Here is a 16,035-nt window from a genome sequence, read left to right as displayed (position 1 = left end):
GGGCAGGCCGGATCAACCGAGTTCGGCCGCCTCGCCGCCGAACGCCAGTGTCCCGCGCCGGAGTTCGTACACGAGGACGGTCGGGACCCCGCGCAGACCCGGCGGCAGGCGCTGTTCGGCGACCACCACACAGGCGTCGAGGCCGCTCAGCAGTTCGTACGTGCGCGCCGCGACCGGCGGTGACATGCCCTGGGCGGGCTCGTCGACGAGGACGACACGCGCGCGGACCGACAGGGCGCGGGAGAGGGCGAGCATGCGCTGCTCGCCGCCGGAGAGGGTGCCGGCGCGGCGGGGGAGCAGCGGTTCGAGCTGCGGATAGGCGTCCAGGGCGTACGAGACGTCCGGTGCGGCGAGTTCGAGGTTCTCGCGCACGGTGAGCGAGTCGAAGACGGCCCGCCGCTCCGGGACGAGGACGAGGCCCCGCCGGGCGCGCTCGTACGCGGGCACCCGGGTGACGTCGGCCCCGTCCCACACCACGGCACCGCCGGAGAGCGGGACCGTGCCGGCGAGGGCCCGCAGCGCGGTCGTACGGCCGGAGCCGTTGCGGCCGAGCAGCACGGTCAGCCCGGGGCCCGGGGCGGCGAGGGTGAGGCCGTGCAGGGCCTCCAGGGGGCCGTAGCGGACGCGGGCGTGGCGGAGGGAGATGAGGGTCATCGTCCGGCCGCCGGGTCGAGGGGGTCGAGGGTGCCTGGTGAACCGAGGACTTGGTCGGCGGGGCCGGACGTGACGATCCGGCCCGCCGCCATGACGTGCACGACGTCCGCGAGGTCCGCGACGAGGTCGAGGTCGTGCTCGACGACCAGCAGGGCCGTGCCGTCGTCGGCGAGGGCGCGCAGTACGCGGGTCAGGGCGGCCACCTCACCCGTGTCGAGTCCGGCGGCGGGTTCGTCGAGCAGCAGCACCCGTGGGCTCCCGGCGAGGGCCCGCGCCAGTTCGACCCGCCGCAGCGTCCCGGTCGGCAGCCCGGCCGCCGGTGACATCCGCACCGGCCCGTCCAGCCCGAACAGCCGCAACGCCCGCTCCACGGCTCCGGGATCGGCGATCCGCCCCTGTTCAGCGCCCACCCGAACATTTTCGGCCACGGTCAATGAGGGGAAAACGGCCAGCTGCTGAAAGGTCCGGGCGATGCCCAGCCGGGTGCGGGCGTGCGCGGGCAGCCGCGTGATGTCCCGCTCGCCGAAGCTCACCCTCCCCTGTGCGGGCCGCAGCGTTCCGGCGAGGCAGTGGAACAGGGTGCTCTTGCCGGCCCCGTTGGGGCCCACGACCGCGCTGACGCGACCGGGCAGGACGTCGAGGTCCACGCCGTCGAGAGCGGTGAACTCGCCGTAGCGGACGTGGAGATGGCGGGCTCGGAGGGAGGGGGCGGGAGGAGGGGTGGCGTGTGGGGAGTGCGTGGCGTCGTCGGCCGCGGCGGGCCCGGAGGCCGGCCGAGGAGGGCGGTTCGCGCTGACCGGGGGGTCATGCCCGGCTTGGCTGTCGGGGTTCCGGGCGGACCCCTGATCCGGCGTGCCGGACTGCTCCCCACCGCGCCCCATGGCCTTCGCCCCGCTCGGTTTCGCCTTGTCCGGCGTTGCTTCGTCTTGCGTTGCTTCGTCCGGCGTCGCCTTGCCCGGCTTCGCCCCGCTCGGTTTTCCCTCGTCCGGCATTCCCTCGTCCGGCATTCCCTCGTCCGGCGTTGCCTCGACAGGCATTCCCTCGTCCGGCGTCGCCCCGCCCCGCGGCGAGTGCCTGGCCCCGGTCGGTGTCCGCCGTCGACCGGGGCCGCCGGGGCTTCGGCCGTTGTCCGTGGCTTCGTCGGTATGCGTGCCGTTGTTCGAGGACCCGTCTCCGGCGGATCCTCGGCCGCTGGACCGGCCATCCATGTCCTGTCCCGTCCCTTCGACGCCCCCTGCCCGTGCCCAGCCGTCCGCCGCGGCGACCGTCGACGCCGCGGCCTCGTCGGCGGCATGCCCCGCCCTCGTAACGCGGCGGCCCGCTGCCGAGCCCTCCGCCGTTGTCGTCGCCCCGGCCAGGGCAGGCGGACCCTGTCGAGCCATCCCGGCCCGCGCGCCCGCCCGTACCCGCTCGCGAACGCGTACTCCCACCGGCGTCAGCCGGGCCCGCTGCCCCGGCGCCGGCTCGGTCCCGCGCGCGGAACCCGGCCGCACGCGTACGACCCCCGCGCGCACCGCCTCGTAAGGCCCGCCGGGGAAGCGGCCCACCAGTACCGCCAGGACGCCGATCACCGCGGCCGCCACGCCACCCTTCGTGCCCGCGTCCAGTCCCACCAGCAGGGCGGCCGCCGCGAGGGCGCCGAGTGTGCTGTCGGCGCCCAGGACGACGATCGCGGCGAACCAGAGGAGGCCGCGGACGGGGTCGTAGGCGGCGGGGTCGAAGGCGCGGACACCCATGGCGAGCATGCCGCCACCGAGGGCGGCGAGGGCGGCGCCCGCCACGAAGGCCGTGAGCTTCAACGACGGCACGCGTACGCCCGCCGCCGAGGCGCCCGACTCGTGGTCCCGCATGGCGGCGAGGGCCCGGCCGGTGCGGCCTCGGCGCAGGGCGTGGGTGCCCAGCAGGGCCAGCGCCAGCAACCCCAACTCCAGCACGTAGTACGCGCGGTCGCCCTCGAAGCCCGGGGGGCGGGTGAGCGTCAGGCCCGACGTCGCGTACGGCTGGGCGAAGACGAAGCGGCTCACTCCGACCCCCACCGCGAACGTGGCGAGGGCCAGGGCCAGGCCGTGGCGGCTGATGGCGGGCCAGCCGGTCAGCAGGCCGAGGGGGGCCACCAGGAGTACGGCGACCAGCAGGGCGGTCAGTCCGGGAAGCGCGGGGAGGTAGGGGAAGCGGCCGGCCGACAGCAGCGCTGTGAAGAGCGCGCCCAGGCCCGCGTACGCCGCCTGGCCGAGGGAGATCTGGCCGCCCCGTCCCGTCACCACCACCAGGGAGAGCAGGATCACGCCCAGCGCGGGCACCTGGACGGACGTGTGCAGGTCCCGCCCCGCGAAGCCCAGCGGGATCAGGAACAGCAGGACCGCCACGATCCAGGTACCGGCGGGTGTCTCCACCCGCGCGGTCGCCGTGCGGGGCAGGGCGTCACGGGTGCCGACGCCGGGCAGGACCAGGGCCGCGATCAGGAGCGCCACGACGAAGAGGTTGGCGCCCACGGCCCGGAGCAACGGCTCCGCCCAGCCAGCGGGGTGGAGCCGCGTCAGCTGGCTCTGGGCGATCCCGATGCCCAGCGCCACCACCACGGCCACCGGCAGGCTGCGCATCCGGGCGGCGACCGCCACGGCGACCACCTCCATCACCAGGAGCGGCAGGCCGTACGGGTCGAGGCGTACGTAGGGGGCCAGCAGGACGCCCGTCAGGCCCGCCGTGAAGGAGCCGAACGCCCAGCCCGCGGCGGCCACCCGGTCGGCGTCGATGCCGCCGACGACGGCGAGGGACCGGTCGTCCACCACGGCTCGGAGCTCCCGGCCGAAACGCGTCCAGCGCGTCACCGCGCCCACGGCCGCCGCGACCGCCACGGCCACCGCCAGCCGGCCCCACGGGTCGCCCGGCACCAGCGTCGGCGCGTCGGCCCGTGCCCCCTGCCCCCACAGCAGCGCGGCCCCGCCGACGAGCAGCACGAAGACGCCGATGGAGGCGACGAGGGTCTGCGCGGGGTCGCCGCCGAGCACGGCGAGCGGGCGGAAGACGAAGCGTTCCAGGGCCAGGCCGATGGCGGGGGCCACCACCAGCAGGGTCACCGATGCGCCGAGCCAGAGGGGCCAGTCCCACTCCACGGTGAACTGGCGCAGCAGATACGCGCACACCATCGCGATCGCCCCGTGCGCGAAGTTGAGCACACCGGTGGCCCGGTACGTCACGATCAGGCCGATTCCGGTGAGGGCCGCCGCGCTGCCCACCGAGAGCCCGGCCAGCGTGAGGTCGTACGTCAGCGACGCCATCAGCCCTCCGCGGGCCCGGCCGAACCGCTCCCCGAGGGCGCCTCGCAGATCGGGCACGGCCGCAGTTCGCCGCTCGCGAGCACCCGGGAGTCCACCGGCACCGCCTCCGCCTTGCCGGACACCAGCGGGCAGTCCGCGCGGTGCCAGAGGGTGCCGCCGGGCACCATCAGCAGCTTGCCGCTCGTGGCGAGGGGCGCGACCGCCGTCCGACCGGACTCGTCGGCGTCGGCGGGCTCGGCGGCGACCAGAAGGCGGTACAACTCCTCGACACGTGTGGCGGCCAGGGCGTTCCGGCCGTGGGCCAGGAGGACCGTGCCCGCGATGATCAGCGCGGCGCCGGGGACCGTGCAGGAGGCCAGATAGGGGAGCTGCCGTTCGACGAAGCGCTCGCCGGAGATGCCGTACCAGCCGACGACGCACAGCACGGCGCCGCCGGCGAGCGCCGCCCAGCCGGCCCAGAGGACGGGGTGCACGGTCCGCAGTCGGGCTGTCCGCATCGGGGCTCCCACACGTCGTGTGTCCGTCTGTATTCCAAGTCCGCCGATTGACTTGCACTATGCCTTCTGCAAGCTGACCCTGAAAGAACCGGGCGCCTACCGCCCGGACCGACACCCGGTGGTGAGCCAGATGGTTCTCGGGAGCGACCTCAGGCGGGCGAACGGACGGCGGGGCCGCGGCCCACGGGCGGCGGGACGGGGTACGGCCCTGGCGGCAGCCCTGGCCCTCCTCCTCGCCCCGGCCCTCGCGGCGTGCAGCGACGACAGCGGCGGTGGCGGCGACACGACGCCGCCCACCCCGTCGGTGGAACGGACGACCGGCGAGCCGGCCGAGGAGAGCACCAGCGCGAGCGGGCCCGCGGACACGGCGGCGGCCCAGAAGGAGATCAAGGAGAACTGGAAGAAGTTCTTCGACCCGGCCACCTCCACCGAGGAGAAACAGGCCGTTCTGGAGAACGGCGAGGAGATGGGCCCGGTCCTCGCGGCGTTCAGCGGCGACGAGCGCGGCGGGCAGGTCGAGGCCGAGGTCAAGAAGGTCGCGTTCACCTCGGCGACCGACGCCGACGTGACGTACACGCTGCTCCTGGAGGGCGCCACCGCTCTGCCGGACGCGGCGGGCACGGCCGTCGAGCAGGACGGCACCTGGAAGGTCTCCGTCAAGACGCTGTGCGGGCTGGTCGCGCTGAGCGGCAATGCGACGCCGGGCCCGGGCTGCTGAGACCGCCGCCGCAGGCCTGCTGCTCCTCCTGGCCACGGCCTGCGGCAGCCGGCTCCCGGAGAGCGACTTCGAGCGCGGGGCCACCACGTCCGCGCCGCGGAGCCGGGAGCCGCTGCGCGTCGGCATCATCACGAGCGTCACCAGCCCGGTCGGCGGGGCCGCGTTCACCGGGCCGCGCGACGGGGCGAAGGCCTACTTCGCCGCCCTCAACGCGCGCGGCGGCGTCGACGGCCGCCGGGTCGAGGTGCGGGAGTGCGACGACGGGGGCAGCGGCGTCGGCAACAACGAATGCGTGCACCAACTCGTCGAGGAGGACGGCGTGGTGGCGCTCGTCGCCACCACCGCCCTCGACTACGCGGGTGCCTCCCGCGTCGCCCACGCGCGCGTGCCCGACATCGGCGGCCAGCCCATCGGCCCGGCGTACGACACCCATCCGCACCTGTACAGCGTCTACGGCAGCCTCGCGCCCCGGAACGGCACGACCGGCTGGGACGGGAAGCAGTACGGCGGCACCGAGGTCTACCGCTACTTCAAGCGCGAGCACGGCGCCCGCACCGCCGCCGTGGTCTCGTACAACCAGTCCGCGTCGGCCGCGTACGCGCGGCTGGTCGTCCAGGGGCTGAAGGCCGAGGGGTACGAAGTCGTCACCGAGCAGGTCGACTTCGCGCTGCCCAACTTCCGCGCGGCCGCCGCCGACATCAAGGAGCAGGGCGCCGACCTGGTCTTCGACGCCATCGACAGCCACGGCAACGCCCGGCTCTGCCAGGCGATGGACGAGGTCGGCGCCGAGGTCACCGCCAAGGTCACCAATGTGCAGAACTGGACCTCCACGGTCGCCGAGGACTACAAGGACGCCCCACGCTGCCGCAACGCCCTGTGGGCCACCGGGTCCAGCCGCAACCACGAGGACGACGGAGATGAGGCCGTACGGGAGTTCCGGGACGCGACGAAGAGTCTGAAGACGCACTCGCAGTGGCAGTTGGAGGGCTGGGCGGCCGCGATGTGGTTCACAGACGCGGCGAGAGCCTGCGCGGGGAGCCAGGAGGGCGTCACGCGCGCGTGCGTCGACCGGTTCATGAACCGCGACGAGCCCTACAGCGCCGACGGACTGCTCCTCCCCGTCCGCTTCGAGCGGCTCGCCGAGCCCCCGAAGACACGCAGGACCTGTGTGTCGGTGGCCCGTTGGCAGGACGGGAAGGGGTGGGTGAGCCAGGGGGACATGAACGCCAACTGCTTCGACGTACCCCAACTGCCCTACCGGCCCTGATGCGTATCGAAGCGAACGGGTTCCCTCTTCCGGCTATCGATCGCGCAACCGTTCCAGAACAAGTTGATGATGACGTCCAACCATTCCCGGGGGTGCCGGGTCTAACCGTATGGCGGTGGGCCAGAACCGTGATTGATGGATGACCAGGGAAAACAGGGGGTTCGGGGGACGCATGCACATTTCTTTCCTGATACATAACGCGTACGGAATCGGGGGGACGATCCGGACGACGTACAACCTGGCGAACACCCTCGCCGAGCAGCACGACGTGGAGATCGTCTCCGTCTTCCGCCACCGCGACGAGCCGGTCTTCGACGTGGACCCCAGGGTCCGGCTGCGTGGCCTCGTCGACATCCGGGAGGGCGGCGCCGACAAGGGCCACGCCGACCTGGAACGCCCCGCCAAGGTCTTCCCGCGCGCCGAGGGCCGCTACGGGCAGTACAGCGCCCTGACCGACCGGCGCATCGCCGAGCACCTCGCCTCGGTCGACGCCGACGTCCTGGTCGGCACCCGGCCCGGGCTGAACGTGCACATGGCCCGGCAGGCCCGCCGCGGCCCGATCCGCGTCGGCCAGGAGCACCTCACGCTCGACAGCCACTCCTCGGCCCTGCGCGCCACCCTGCGCGGGGTCTACCCACGGCTCGACGCGCTCACCACGACCACCGAGGCGGACGCCCGCGCGTACGGCTCGAAGATGCGGCTGCCGGGCGTCCGCCTGCAGGCCGTGCCCAACCCGGTGCCCGCGCCGGGCATCGACCCCGCCGACGGCACCGGCAAGTGGGTCGTCGCCGCCGGCCGGCTCGCCCCCGTCAAGCGCTACGACCTGCTCATCAAGGCCTTCGACAAGGTGCGCGAGGAGCGGCCCGACTGGCGCCTGAGGATCTACGGCGGCGGCAAGCAGAAGGACAAACTCCGCGCCCTCATCGACAAGTTGGGCCTGTACAACCACGTGTACCTGATGGGCCCCGCCAACCCCATCGAGCCCGAGTGGGCCAAGGGGTCCATCGCCGCGGTCACCTCCAGTCTGGAGTCCTTCGGCATGACCATCGTCGAGGCCATGCGCTGCGGCCTGCCGGTGGTCTCCACCAACTGCCCGCACGGTCCCGGCGAGATCATCGACGACGGCGTCGACGGCCGCCTGGTCAAGGTCGGCAACGTCAAGGCCATCGCCGACGGTCTCCTCGAACTCATCAACGACGACGACAAGCGGCAGCAGATGGCGCATGCCGCGGTCAAGGACTCCGAGCGCTTCGACCCGGCCCGCATCGCCGAACGCTACGAGACGCTCTTCGGCGACCTCGTCGCCCGCGGCGGCGGCTCGTCGGTGGGTCGGTTGCGCGGCTCCCTGCACCGCACCCGTGGCGCCCTGCTCGGCGGCGCGTATGCCGTGCGGGATGCCGGACGTTCCGCTTTCAAGAAGGGGCGCACCGCATGATGACGCTGGCTCCGCAGCAGCCCACGCACCGCGACGACCCGGAGGACAGGGCCACGACCCCGCGCACCGACTGCGTCGCCGACTTCGCGGGCGGCCTGACCTTCGAGGTCGCCGACCGCGGCGAGACCGGCCCCGCCCACCTGCTCCTCTTCCTCCGCGACAGCGACCAGCAGGTACGGCTGCCGCTCACCCCGGCGGGCGACGGCCGCCTGCGGGCCGCGCTGCCCAGCAGCGTGGCCGTCCCCGAGGGCCGCTGGGACGTCTACCTCCAGGTGGCCGAGGGCGAGCCGCGCCGACTCTCCCCCGGCGTCAACGACCTGCGCTCCCTCGTCGACCGCGCCCCCACCGTCACCGCCGACCGGATCGCCGTCCGCATCCCGTACGGCACCAAGCACGGCAACCTCACCGTCCGCAGCTGGGAGCGCTCCCCGCACGCCGAGGCGGGCGAACTCCACATCGGCAACGGCGAGCTGGAGGCGACGGTCAAGGCGTACGGCGCCGAGCCCACGCCCGACGCCTACGCCGAGCTCACCGACCGGGAGGAGTCCGCACCCGCCGTACGGGCCGACGTCACCCCGGACGACCGGGGCGGCCACCGCTTCACGGTGGCCTACGGCGACCTGCGGCCGGGCACCTGGGACCTGTGGCTGCTTCCGCAGGGGGAGAGCGGCCCGCGCGTGCGGATCGCGCGGCTTCTCGACGACATCGTCGAGAAGCACCCCGTCTTCGTCTATCCCAAGGCCCGCGTCGAGACCGGGCACGGCCCGGTGGAGGCCGAGCCGCACTACACGACCGACAACGACCTGTCCGTCACGGTCACCGCCGTGAGCTGAACCGACCGTGAGCTGAACCGAGCGGGGCGGTTGAGGACATCACGGTCCGGCCCCGAGCGGCCGACCGGCTCGGTGTCACCCCACGCACGGTCCGCCGGGACGTGGACCGGCTGTGCGAGCCGGCCCACCCGGTCAACGCCGGCCCCGGCAGGGGCGGCGGCCACCGACTCGGCGCCGGGGCCGAACTGCCCCCGCCGCTCCTCGACGACGACGGTGGGGGAGGTCTCGGTGGCCGTGGCCGTCGGACTGCGCACGGCCGCCGGGCAGGGCGTCGAGGGCATCGGCGAGTCCTCCGTACGCGCCCCCGCCAAGCTCGAAGAGGTGCTGCCCAGCCTCCAGAAGAGTCTCCACACGCGGCCGCCGGCTTCGAGGCCGTCGAACCGGAGGGGCCCACCGAGACGATCAGGTCTCTCCGGGACCGTCTGTCGGCCGCTCTTGACCGATCCGGGGGTGCGGCGTCCTCTCCTGGCCCTTCCGGGTCTGGGGCGGTGTGATCGCCGCGAACTTCGGATGGTGCAGGTCGAACGCCGGTGCCTCCGAGCGGACCCGGGGCAGCGTCACGAAGTTGTGGCGCGGCGGCGGACACGAGGTCGCCCACTCCAGCGACCGGCCGTAGCCCCACGGGTCGTCGACGTCGACCTTGACGCCGTACCGGGAGGTCTTCCAGACGTTGTAGAGGAACGGCAGCGTGGAGAGGCCCAGCAGGAACGAGCCGATCGTCGAGACCGTGTTGAGGGCCGTGAAGCCGTCGGCGGCCAGATAGTCCGAGTACCGCCGCGGCATGCCCTCCGCGCCCAGCCAGTGCTGCACCAGGAACGTGGTGTGGAAGCCGACGAAGAGCGTCCAGAACTGGATCTTGCCGAGCCGTTCGTCGAGCATCTTCCCGGTGAACTTCGGCCACCAGAAGAAGAAGCCCGCGAAGGTGGCGAAGACGACCGTGCCGAAGACGACGTAGTGGAAGTGCGCGACCACGAAGTACGAGTCGGTGACATGGAAGTCCATCGGCGGCGAGGCCAGGATCACCCCCGTGAGACCGCCGAGCAGGAACGACACCAGGAAGCCGGTCGCCCACAGCATCGGGGTCTCGAACGACAGCGAGCCCTTCAGCATCGTCCCCGTCCAGTTGAAGAACTTCACCCCCGTCGGCACGGCGATCAGGAAGCTCATGAACGAGAAGAACGGCAGCAGCACCGCGCCCGTGGCGAACATGTGGTGCGCCCACACGACCATCGACAGCCCGGTGATCGCCATCGTCGCCCCGACCAGCGTCAGATAGCCGAAGATCGGCTTGCGGCTGAAGACCGGGATGATCTCCGTGATGATCCCGAAGAACGGCAGCGCGATGATGTACACCTCGGGATGCCCGAAGAACCAGAACAGGTGCTGCCACAGCAGCGCGCCGCCGTTGGCCGCGTCGAAGACGTGGCTGCCGAACCGCCGGTCGGCCTCCAGACAGAGCAGCGCGGCCGCCAGCACCGGGAACGCCATCAGGATCATGATCGACGTGAACAGCGTGTTCCAGGTGAAGATCGGCATCCGGAACATCGTCATGCCGGGGCCGCGCATCGCGATGATCGTGGTCAGGAAGTTCACCGCGCCGAGGATCGTCCCGAAGCCGGCCAGCGCCAGCCCCATGATCCACATATCGGCCCCGATACCCGGCGACCGCTCCAGACTGTTCAGCGGCGCGTAGGCGAACCAGCCGAAGGCCGCGGGCCCCGACGGCACCAGCAGCGAGCCCAGCACGATCAGCCCCCCGAACAGGAACAGCCAGTACGACAGCATGTTCAGCCGGGGGAAGGCGACATCGGGCGCGCCGATCTGCAACGGCATGATCTCGTTGGCGAACCCGGCGAAGGTCGGCGTCGCGAAGAGCAGCAGCATGATCGTGCCGTGCAGCGTGAAGAGCTGGTTGAACTGCTGGTTGTCCACGATCTGGGTGCCCGGGCGGGCCAGCTCGGCGCGCATCACCAGCGCCATCAGTCCGGCGGCGAGGAAGAACAGGAACGACGTGACCAGGTAGAGATGGCCGATCTTCTTGTGGTCCGTGGTGGTCAGCCAGTCGACCACCACCCGCCCCGGTTCCTTGGTCCGTACGGGTCGTGCCGGCGCCTGTACGGTCTCGGTCCCCATCGCTCGCCCCTTCGCTGCCGCGTCCTGGGCCCGTGATGCACGCCATGATGCTCGCGCCCCAGCCGCCCCGACAGGGGGCGTACGGGGAAAGTGTGCGGGAACCGTGTATTTCCCATGTGGTGCCGACTTCCGGGAGCCGTCCGGGAATCAGCGGGAAAAGGCCGGACATGCACCGGACGCACGGCCTCCGGGAGTGCATTCCTTCGGGCTATTCGAGATGGTGCCGAACCGGCCCAGAATTACGTTCGACAGCGCGCGGAAGGCGTACGGAACCGCTCGTACGTGTGACGGCCCACTGCGCCGGCGGCTGATGTCGCAGAGGCGGAAACGGGTGTCGTGGTTCTGTGACAGAAGCGTGACTGCGGGAGGACAACAGGCCCTCCGGCCGCCTAACGTGGCGGTCATGGCACCCATTCCCACCCCTCCCGAAGAGCCCCAGGACGACCCCGGCGACTACGTCGGGCTGGAGGCGTCGAGCGCCGAGCGCCGCGCCGGGGAGCGCGGCTGGTCCACCGTCAGAAAGCTGCCGCCGGGCGCGATCATCACCATGGAGTACCGCTTCGGCCGGCTGAACCTCGAGGTCGAGGACGGCCGGGTGAAGCGCGCCTGGAAGGGCTGAATCCGAGCGCCGTCGGGCGCCGGGAAAGGGCGAAGGCCCGGCTCGTGGAGAGCCGGGCCTTCGCCGTGCGGGGCATGGGTTGTGCGTACCGGCCCCGCTGTCTCGTGTCAGCCGCCCGCGAGCGGCCGGGCCGAGGTCGCGTTGTGCGCGACCCGGTCCGCGTGGGGTGGTCGGCGGGAGCCGAGCGGGGTGACCGGGGCCCGCTCCGACCTGGTCGGATGCGGTCCGGGGGACAGATGCAGCGGCACGATCGGGGGATGGGCGGCGCGGGCCGCTATACCGGTGTCGCGGACGGTCGCGGGCTCCTCGCCGGGCTTGCGCAGCGAGGCCGTGCCCACCACGGTGGCCGGCGCCGGCGCCGCGACGGGCGCCGTACGGCGGTCGCGCAGGGTGTCCCGCAGCGAGAAGAGCCAGGCCTCGGCACGGGCGATCAGCGGCTCGAACCAGGGCAGCGCCAGCATGATCAGCAGACCGGCGGCCCAGCCCAGCACGACGTCGCTCAACCAGTGCGTACCGAGGTAGACCGTGGTGAGACCGACGCCGAGCGAGATCACGGCGGACAGCGCGGACAGCCAGCGTCTGGCCCTTGGCGTCGACGCCAGATAGGCCAGGATTCCCCAGGTCACCACGGCGTTCGCGGTGTGTCCCGAAGGAAATATGTCGCCGCCCAGCCACATCTCGTTGGAGCCGATCTCGGTGGCGTAGTGCGGGCCCAGCCGGCCCATGCCGATCTTGGCGGCGCCGACCGTGATGTTCAGCAGCAGCAGCGAGACACCGAGCGCGAGCATCGGGCGCAGCGTGTGCTGCCGCCAGGAGCGCCAGCCCAGCCAGGCGGCGACCATCACGGCGGTGGGGCCGCGCTGGCCCAGGACGACGTAGTAGTCCAGGAAGGCGTGGATCTGCTGCCACTGCTGGTACGGCCGGAAGAACATGATCTGCCAGTCGAGCCGCACCAGCCACGACGTGATGACGACGGCCCACACGATGGCGACGTAGAAGGCCAGGGTGGAGGCGAACAGCACCACTCTGTGCCGGGTCATCACCGGTACATCGATGTGGGTCGGCCGTTCCGGCTCACGGTCCAGCCTGGAGAAGACCCGGTCCAGACGGGTCGGCTTTAGTTCGGTACGCACTCAATCGACGTTACAGCGAGTGAGCTCCGACGCGGCGTGAATCACCGGCTTTGTGATGACGCCGTGATGTGGGATTGCTCTCAGATTGATGTTTAATTCGGCTGAATGACGAATCGATGTGGCGCTTCGCCTTCAATTCCATGGCTCGATATGAAGCAACGGTTTTGCGGCCCTTTTGAATTCGTTCACCGAATGCTTGCGTGGAATTACCCGTCCGCTCGCCGTCCGTCGCGGACCGGTCAGGGGGGACCGGAGCCATTCAGCCAGAACGCCCCGTAGACCGCCGACACCGCCGCGACACCGCCGACGATCGCCGCTGACCTGGGCGTACGGGCCCCGGCCAGGGCCCGCGCGAGGGGCAGCAGCAGCGGGAAGGCGGGCATCAGCAGCCGGGGTTTCGAACCGAAGTAGCTCGACGCGCACAGCGCCAGTGCGGTGACGACACCCGCGTAGACCAGCAGGGGGAGCGGCTGCCCCTGCCGTACGCACACCACGTACAGCCAGATGGTCAACGCCACTCCGATGATCAGCCCGGCACCCGCCAGGGCCGACGGGAACGACGTGAACTTGTCGGCGACGAAACGGGCGAAGGCGTAACCCCCGTCGAAGCCGTTGCGCCACCCCGCCTGGACGTCCAGATAGCCGAGCGGTCCCTTGCCCGTGCGATGGCCGACCCACAGGACGTAGCCGACCGCGCCCAGGGGCGCGAGGAGCACTCCGAGGGTGCGCGGCCAGAGAGGAGTGCCGCCCGATGCCTCCGCACTCCGGTTTCGCCTGGATGGGGAAGCGGGGGCGCGCCGTCGTTCCCGCACGGAGGACGCGACCGCCGCCGCCCAGATCGCCGCGACCACCGCGAGTCCCACCGGGCGGGTCAGTCCGGCGAAGGCGGCCAGGATGCCGGCGGTCACCCAACGGCCGGTCAGGACGGTGTACAGCGACCAGGCGGCCAGCGCGGTGAACAGCGACTCCGTGTACGCCATCGACTGCACGATCCCGACCGGGAGCACCGCCCACAGCAGCACCGCGCACACCCCGACGCGGCGGCCGTACACATGGTCGGCGACCGCGAAGATCCCCCAGGCCGCGGCGAGCGAGGCGAGCGTGCCGACGACGAGGCCGGCGTGGGCGTACGACAGCGGGGTCACCGCCGACACCGCCCGCTCCAGCCAGGGCAGCAGCGGGAAGAAGGCCAGGTTGGAGTGGACGTCGCCGTTCGGCAGGCGCACCTCGTAGCCGTAGCCGAGTTCGGCGACGCGGGTGTACCAGAGCGAGTCCCAGCGGGCCGACAGCAGCGTCAGGGCGCTCTTGTCGCGCGCCGCGCTCCACAGGCCGAGGGCGACGAGGCCCAGGGCGCGCACGGCGGCGTACCCGAGGAGCGCGGGGGCGGCCCGCCGTAGAAGGGGCGGCGCCGGGCGCGTAGCAAGATCGGTCACGCGCTCGATTATCGGCGGAGTCAGGAACCGGCCGGGATTCCCTTACGTGGTGGTCCGTGATGGACGGTGACGGACCAACCACGGACGAGTGATGAAGGAGTCATGGAGGACCGGTGGACGGCCCAGGGCGTGGCGTATGCCACACGTCACATGAAGGGTCCATGAGACACCCGCCACGCTCCACCGGCCGGGACTCGCGTACGCTGACGGCTCGCTCGCCTTTCGTTGCGCGGGTCCGGGACGCCGCTCCTCCTGGACCGTAGCTGCCGGGGAGTCCCCGCCCCGTGGTTCCGCCGAACGCGAGAGCATTCTGGGAGGTACGTACATGTCCGGGACGCCCACGGCCGCTGCGCGACGCCGTCGGGAGGCCGGGGCCGGTGCAAACCGCTGGGTCGTCCTGATCGTCCTCTGCGTCAGCCTGCTGCTCGTCGCCGTGGACGCCACCGTGCTGCACGTGGCGGTGCCCGCCGTCACCGAGGACATCAGGCCCGGAGCCATGGAGCTGCTCTGGATCGTCGACGTCTATCCGCTGGTCTGCGCCTCGCTGCTGATCCTCTTCGGCACGCTCGGCGACCGGGTCGGCCGCAGGCGGATCCTCCTCCTCGGATACGCCCTCTTCGGCGTCGCCTCCGGGCTCGCGGCCCTCGCCGAGAATCCCCAGGTCCTGATCGCGGCCCGCGCCCTGCTCGGCGTCGGTGGCGCGATGATCATGCCCGCGACGCTGTCGATCCTGCGCCAGGTCTTCCCCGACCGGCGCGAGCGGGCGCTCGCCATCGGCATCTGGAGTGCCGTCGCCGCGGTGGGCGCGGCCGTCGGACCGCTCCTCGGCGGGTTTCTGCTGGAGCACTTCTGGTGGGGCTCGGTCTTCCTCGTCAACATCCCGCTGATGCTCGTCAGCCTGCCGATCGGACGGCTGCTGCTGCCCGAGTCGACGGGCGACCGCGACGGTCCCTGGGACGTGGTCGGCGCACTGATGGCCGCCGTCGGCCTCTTCTGCGTGGTCTTCGGAGTGAAGCGGCTCGGCGGCGGACACACGCCGTTCGACCCGGCCACCGCGCCGGCGCTCCTCGTCGGCGGCGGGCTGCTGATCGCGTTCGTACGACGGCAGCGGCGCCGGTCGCATCCGCTGATCGACCTGCGGATGTTCGCGCGCCCCGCGTTCAGCACGTCCGTCGGCTGCATCGTGCTCGCGATGCTCGCGCTGGTGGGGCTCGAGCTGATCGCCGCGCAGTATCTGCAACTGGTTCTCGGGCTGTCCCCGCTGGAGACGGGGCTACGGCTGCTGCCGCTGACCATCGCCGCGATGGCGGCCGGGCTCGTCGGCTCCCACCTGCTGCACCGCTTCGGGCCGCGCCGCATGGTCTCCCTCGGCTTCTGCCTCACCGCCCTCTCGGTCGTCCTGCTGACGGCGATGGGGCGCCACGACAACGCGGGGCTGTTGCTCGCCGGGTTCATCCTGCTGGGCTTCGGGCTGGAGACGACGCTCTTCGGGGCGTACGAGTCGATGCTGAGCGAGGCGCCCGCGTCGTCCGCGGGCGGGGCGGCGGCGATCGGCGAGACCTCGTACCAGCTGGGTGCCGGCATCGGGATCGCGCTTCTCGGCAGTGTGATGAACGCGGCGTACGCGCCCGGGCTGTCGTCCGTGCCAGGGGTACCCACGCCGGCGTCCGATGCCGCGGGGCATTCACTCGGCGAGGCGTACGAGGTCGCGGATCGGCTGGGCGGGTCCTCGGGAGAGGCCTTGCGGCATGCCGCCCGTGACTCGTTCGTCCATGGGCTGCATGTGACACTGCTGGTGAGTGCGGCTCTGCTCGTCCTCGGTGCGGTGATGGCCTTGCGGCTGCCTCGGGGGATGGAGTGCGGGGCATCCGCGGATGTGCCCGGGCCGCGGGAGGCTACGGCGACGACGCCTGTACGTGCGGAATCGATGCGCTGAGCTGTTTGGGTGCCCTCCGCTGGTCCCGCCGAACGATTGCCCGCAGCCGGGTACGGCGATACCGTCGCCGTCAAGCGTGATTAGCGTTGCTAGTTTTAG

Annotated in this window: 12 protein-coding genes and 1 pseudogene; 7 read left to right on the top strand and 6 right to left on the bottom strand. The window is 71.9% G+C overall.

The features are described 5' to 3' along the window. Window positions 1-12: 12 nt before the first annotated feature. Genes JIX55_RS11925 through JIX55_RS11915 form a run of 3 tightly spaced genes read right to left on the bottom strand, consistent with a single transcriptional unit; the run spans window position 13 to window position 4,429 of the window. Complete coding sequence (locus tag JIX55_RS11925) at window positions 13-654, bottom strand: ATP-binding cassette domain-containing protein (protein WP_257563273.1); 642 nt, start codon at window positions 652-654, stop codon at window positions 13-15. After that, window positions 651-3,932: an ABC transporter permease subunit gene (locus JIX55_RS11920; protein ID WP_257569304.1), complete on the bottom strand. Its 3,282-nt coding sequence runs from the start codon at window positions 3,930-3,932 to the stop codon at window positions 651-653. The genes JIX55_RS11925 and JIX55_RS11920 overlap by 4 nt, the downstream gene beginning before the upstream one ends. Next, entirely contained in the window at window positions 3,932-4,429 is a 498-nt protein-coding gene (locus tag JIX55_RS11915) for a hypothetical protein (protein WP_257563272.1), read from the bottom strand. Before JIX55_RS11915 ends, JIX55_RS11920 begins: the two co-directional genes overlap by 1 nt. A 130-nt stretch (window positions 4,430-4,559) precedes the next feature. Between JIX55_RS11915 and JIX55_RS11910 the strand changes: the two genes are divergently transcribed. The 5 genes and pseudogenes from JIX55_RS11910 to JIX55_RS11890 form a co-directional block, all read left to right on the top strand. Continuing rightward, entirely contained in the window at window positions 4,560-5,147 is a 588-nt protein-coding gene (locus JIX55_RS11910; RefSeq protein WP_257563271.1) for a hypothetical protein, read from the top strand. After that, window positions 5,122-6,414: an ABC transporter substrate-binding protein gene (locus tag JIX55_RS11905; RefSeq protein ID WP_257563270.1), complete on the top strand. Its 1,293-nt coding sequence runs from the start codon at window positions 5,122-5,124 to the stop codon at window positions 6,412-6,414. The genes JIX55_RS11910 and JIX55_RS11905 overlap by 26 nt, the downstream gene beginning before the upstream one ends. Window positions 6,415-6,586: 172 nt before the next feature. Beyond that, window positions 6,587-7,849 (top strand): glycosyltransferase family 4 protein, encoded by a 1,263-nt coding sequence (locus JIX55_RS11900; protein WP_257563269.1) that lies wholly within the window; start codon window positions 6,587-6,589, stop codon window positions 7,847-7,849. Continuing rightward, window positions 7,849-8,682, top strand: a complete 834-nt coding sequence (locus JIX55_RS11895; protein WP_257569303.1) for a FixH family protein — start codon at window positions 7,849-7,851, stop codon at window positions 8,680-8,682. Before JIX55_RS11900 ends, JIX55_RS11895 begins: the two co-directional genes overlap by 1 nt. Window positions 8,683-8,741: 59 nt before the next feature. After that, window positions 8,742-9,015, top strand: a pseudogene (locus JIX55_RS11890) (HTH domain-containing protein); the annotation flags it as partial. Window positions 9,016-9,084: 69 nt separating this feature from the next. Here the strand turns inward: JIX55_RS11890 and ctaD are convergent. Next, window positions 9,085-10,815 (bottom strand): aa3-type cytochrome oxidase subunit I, encoded by a 1,731-nt coding sequence (gene ctaD / locus JIX55_RS11885; protein WP_257563268.1) that lies wholly within the window; start codon window positions 10,813-10,815, stop codon window positions 9,085-9,087. Between the two features lie 403 nt (window positions 10,816-11,218). Here ctaD and JIX55_RS11880 point away from each other — a divergent pair, with 403 nt between their 5' ends. Beyond that, complete coding sequence (locus tag JIX55_RS11880) at window positions 11,219-11,434, top strand: I78 family peptidase inhibitor (RefSeq protein WP_257563267.1); 216 nt, start codon at window positions 11,219-11,221, stop codon at window positions 11,432-11,434. A 107-nt stretch (window positions 11,435-11,541) separates the two neighbouring features. Here the strand turns inward: JIX55_RS11880 and JIX55_RS11875 are convergent, their stop codons facing one another. After that, a complete protein-coding gene (locus JIX55_RS11875; RefSeq protein WP_257563266.1) occupies window positions 11,542-12,567 on the bottom strand; it encodes a phosphatase PAP2 family protein in 1,026 nt (341 codons plus the stop codon). A 239-nt stretch (window positions 12,568-12,806) separates the two neighbouring features. Further along, window positions 12,807-14,000 carry a glycosyltransferase family 39 protein gene (locus JIX55_RS11870; RefSeq protein WP_257563265.1) on the bottom strand — a complete coding sequence of 398 codons (1,194 nt, stop codon included), beginning with the start codon at window positions 13,998-14,000 and terminating at the stop codon, window positions 12,807-12,809. Window positions 14,001-14,325: 325 nt separating this feature from the next. Here JIX55_RS11870 and JIX55_RS11865 point away from each other — a divergent pair, with 325 nt between their 5' ends. Continuing rightward, window positions 14,326-15,936 carry an MFS transporter gene (locus tag JIX55_RS11865; protein ID WP_257563264.1) on the top strand — a complete coding sequence of 537 codons (1,611 nt, stop codon included), beginning with the start codon at window positions 14,326-14,328 and terminating at the stop codon, window positions 15,934-15,936. Window positions 15,937-16,035 lie beyond the last annotated feature (99 nt).

Origin of the sequence: Streptomyces sp. DSM 40750, from assembly GCF_024612035.1 — a bacterium.
In the GTDB taxonomy this organism is placed as follows: Bacteria; Actinomycetota; Actinomycetes; order Streptomycetales; family Streptomycetaceae; genus Streptomyces.
The sequence above is the reverse complement of the archived record's forward strand: the minus strand, read 5'-3'. Positions and strand labels throughout refer to the sequence as shown.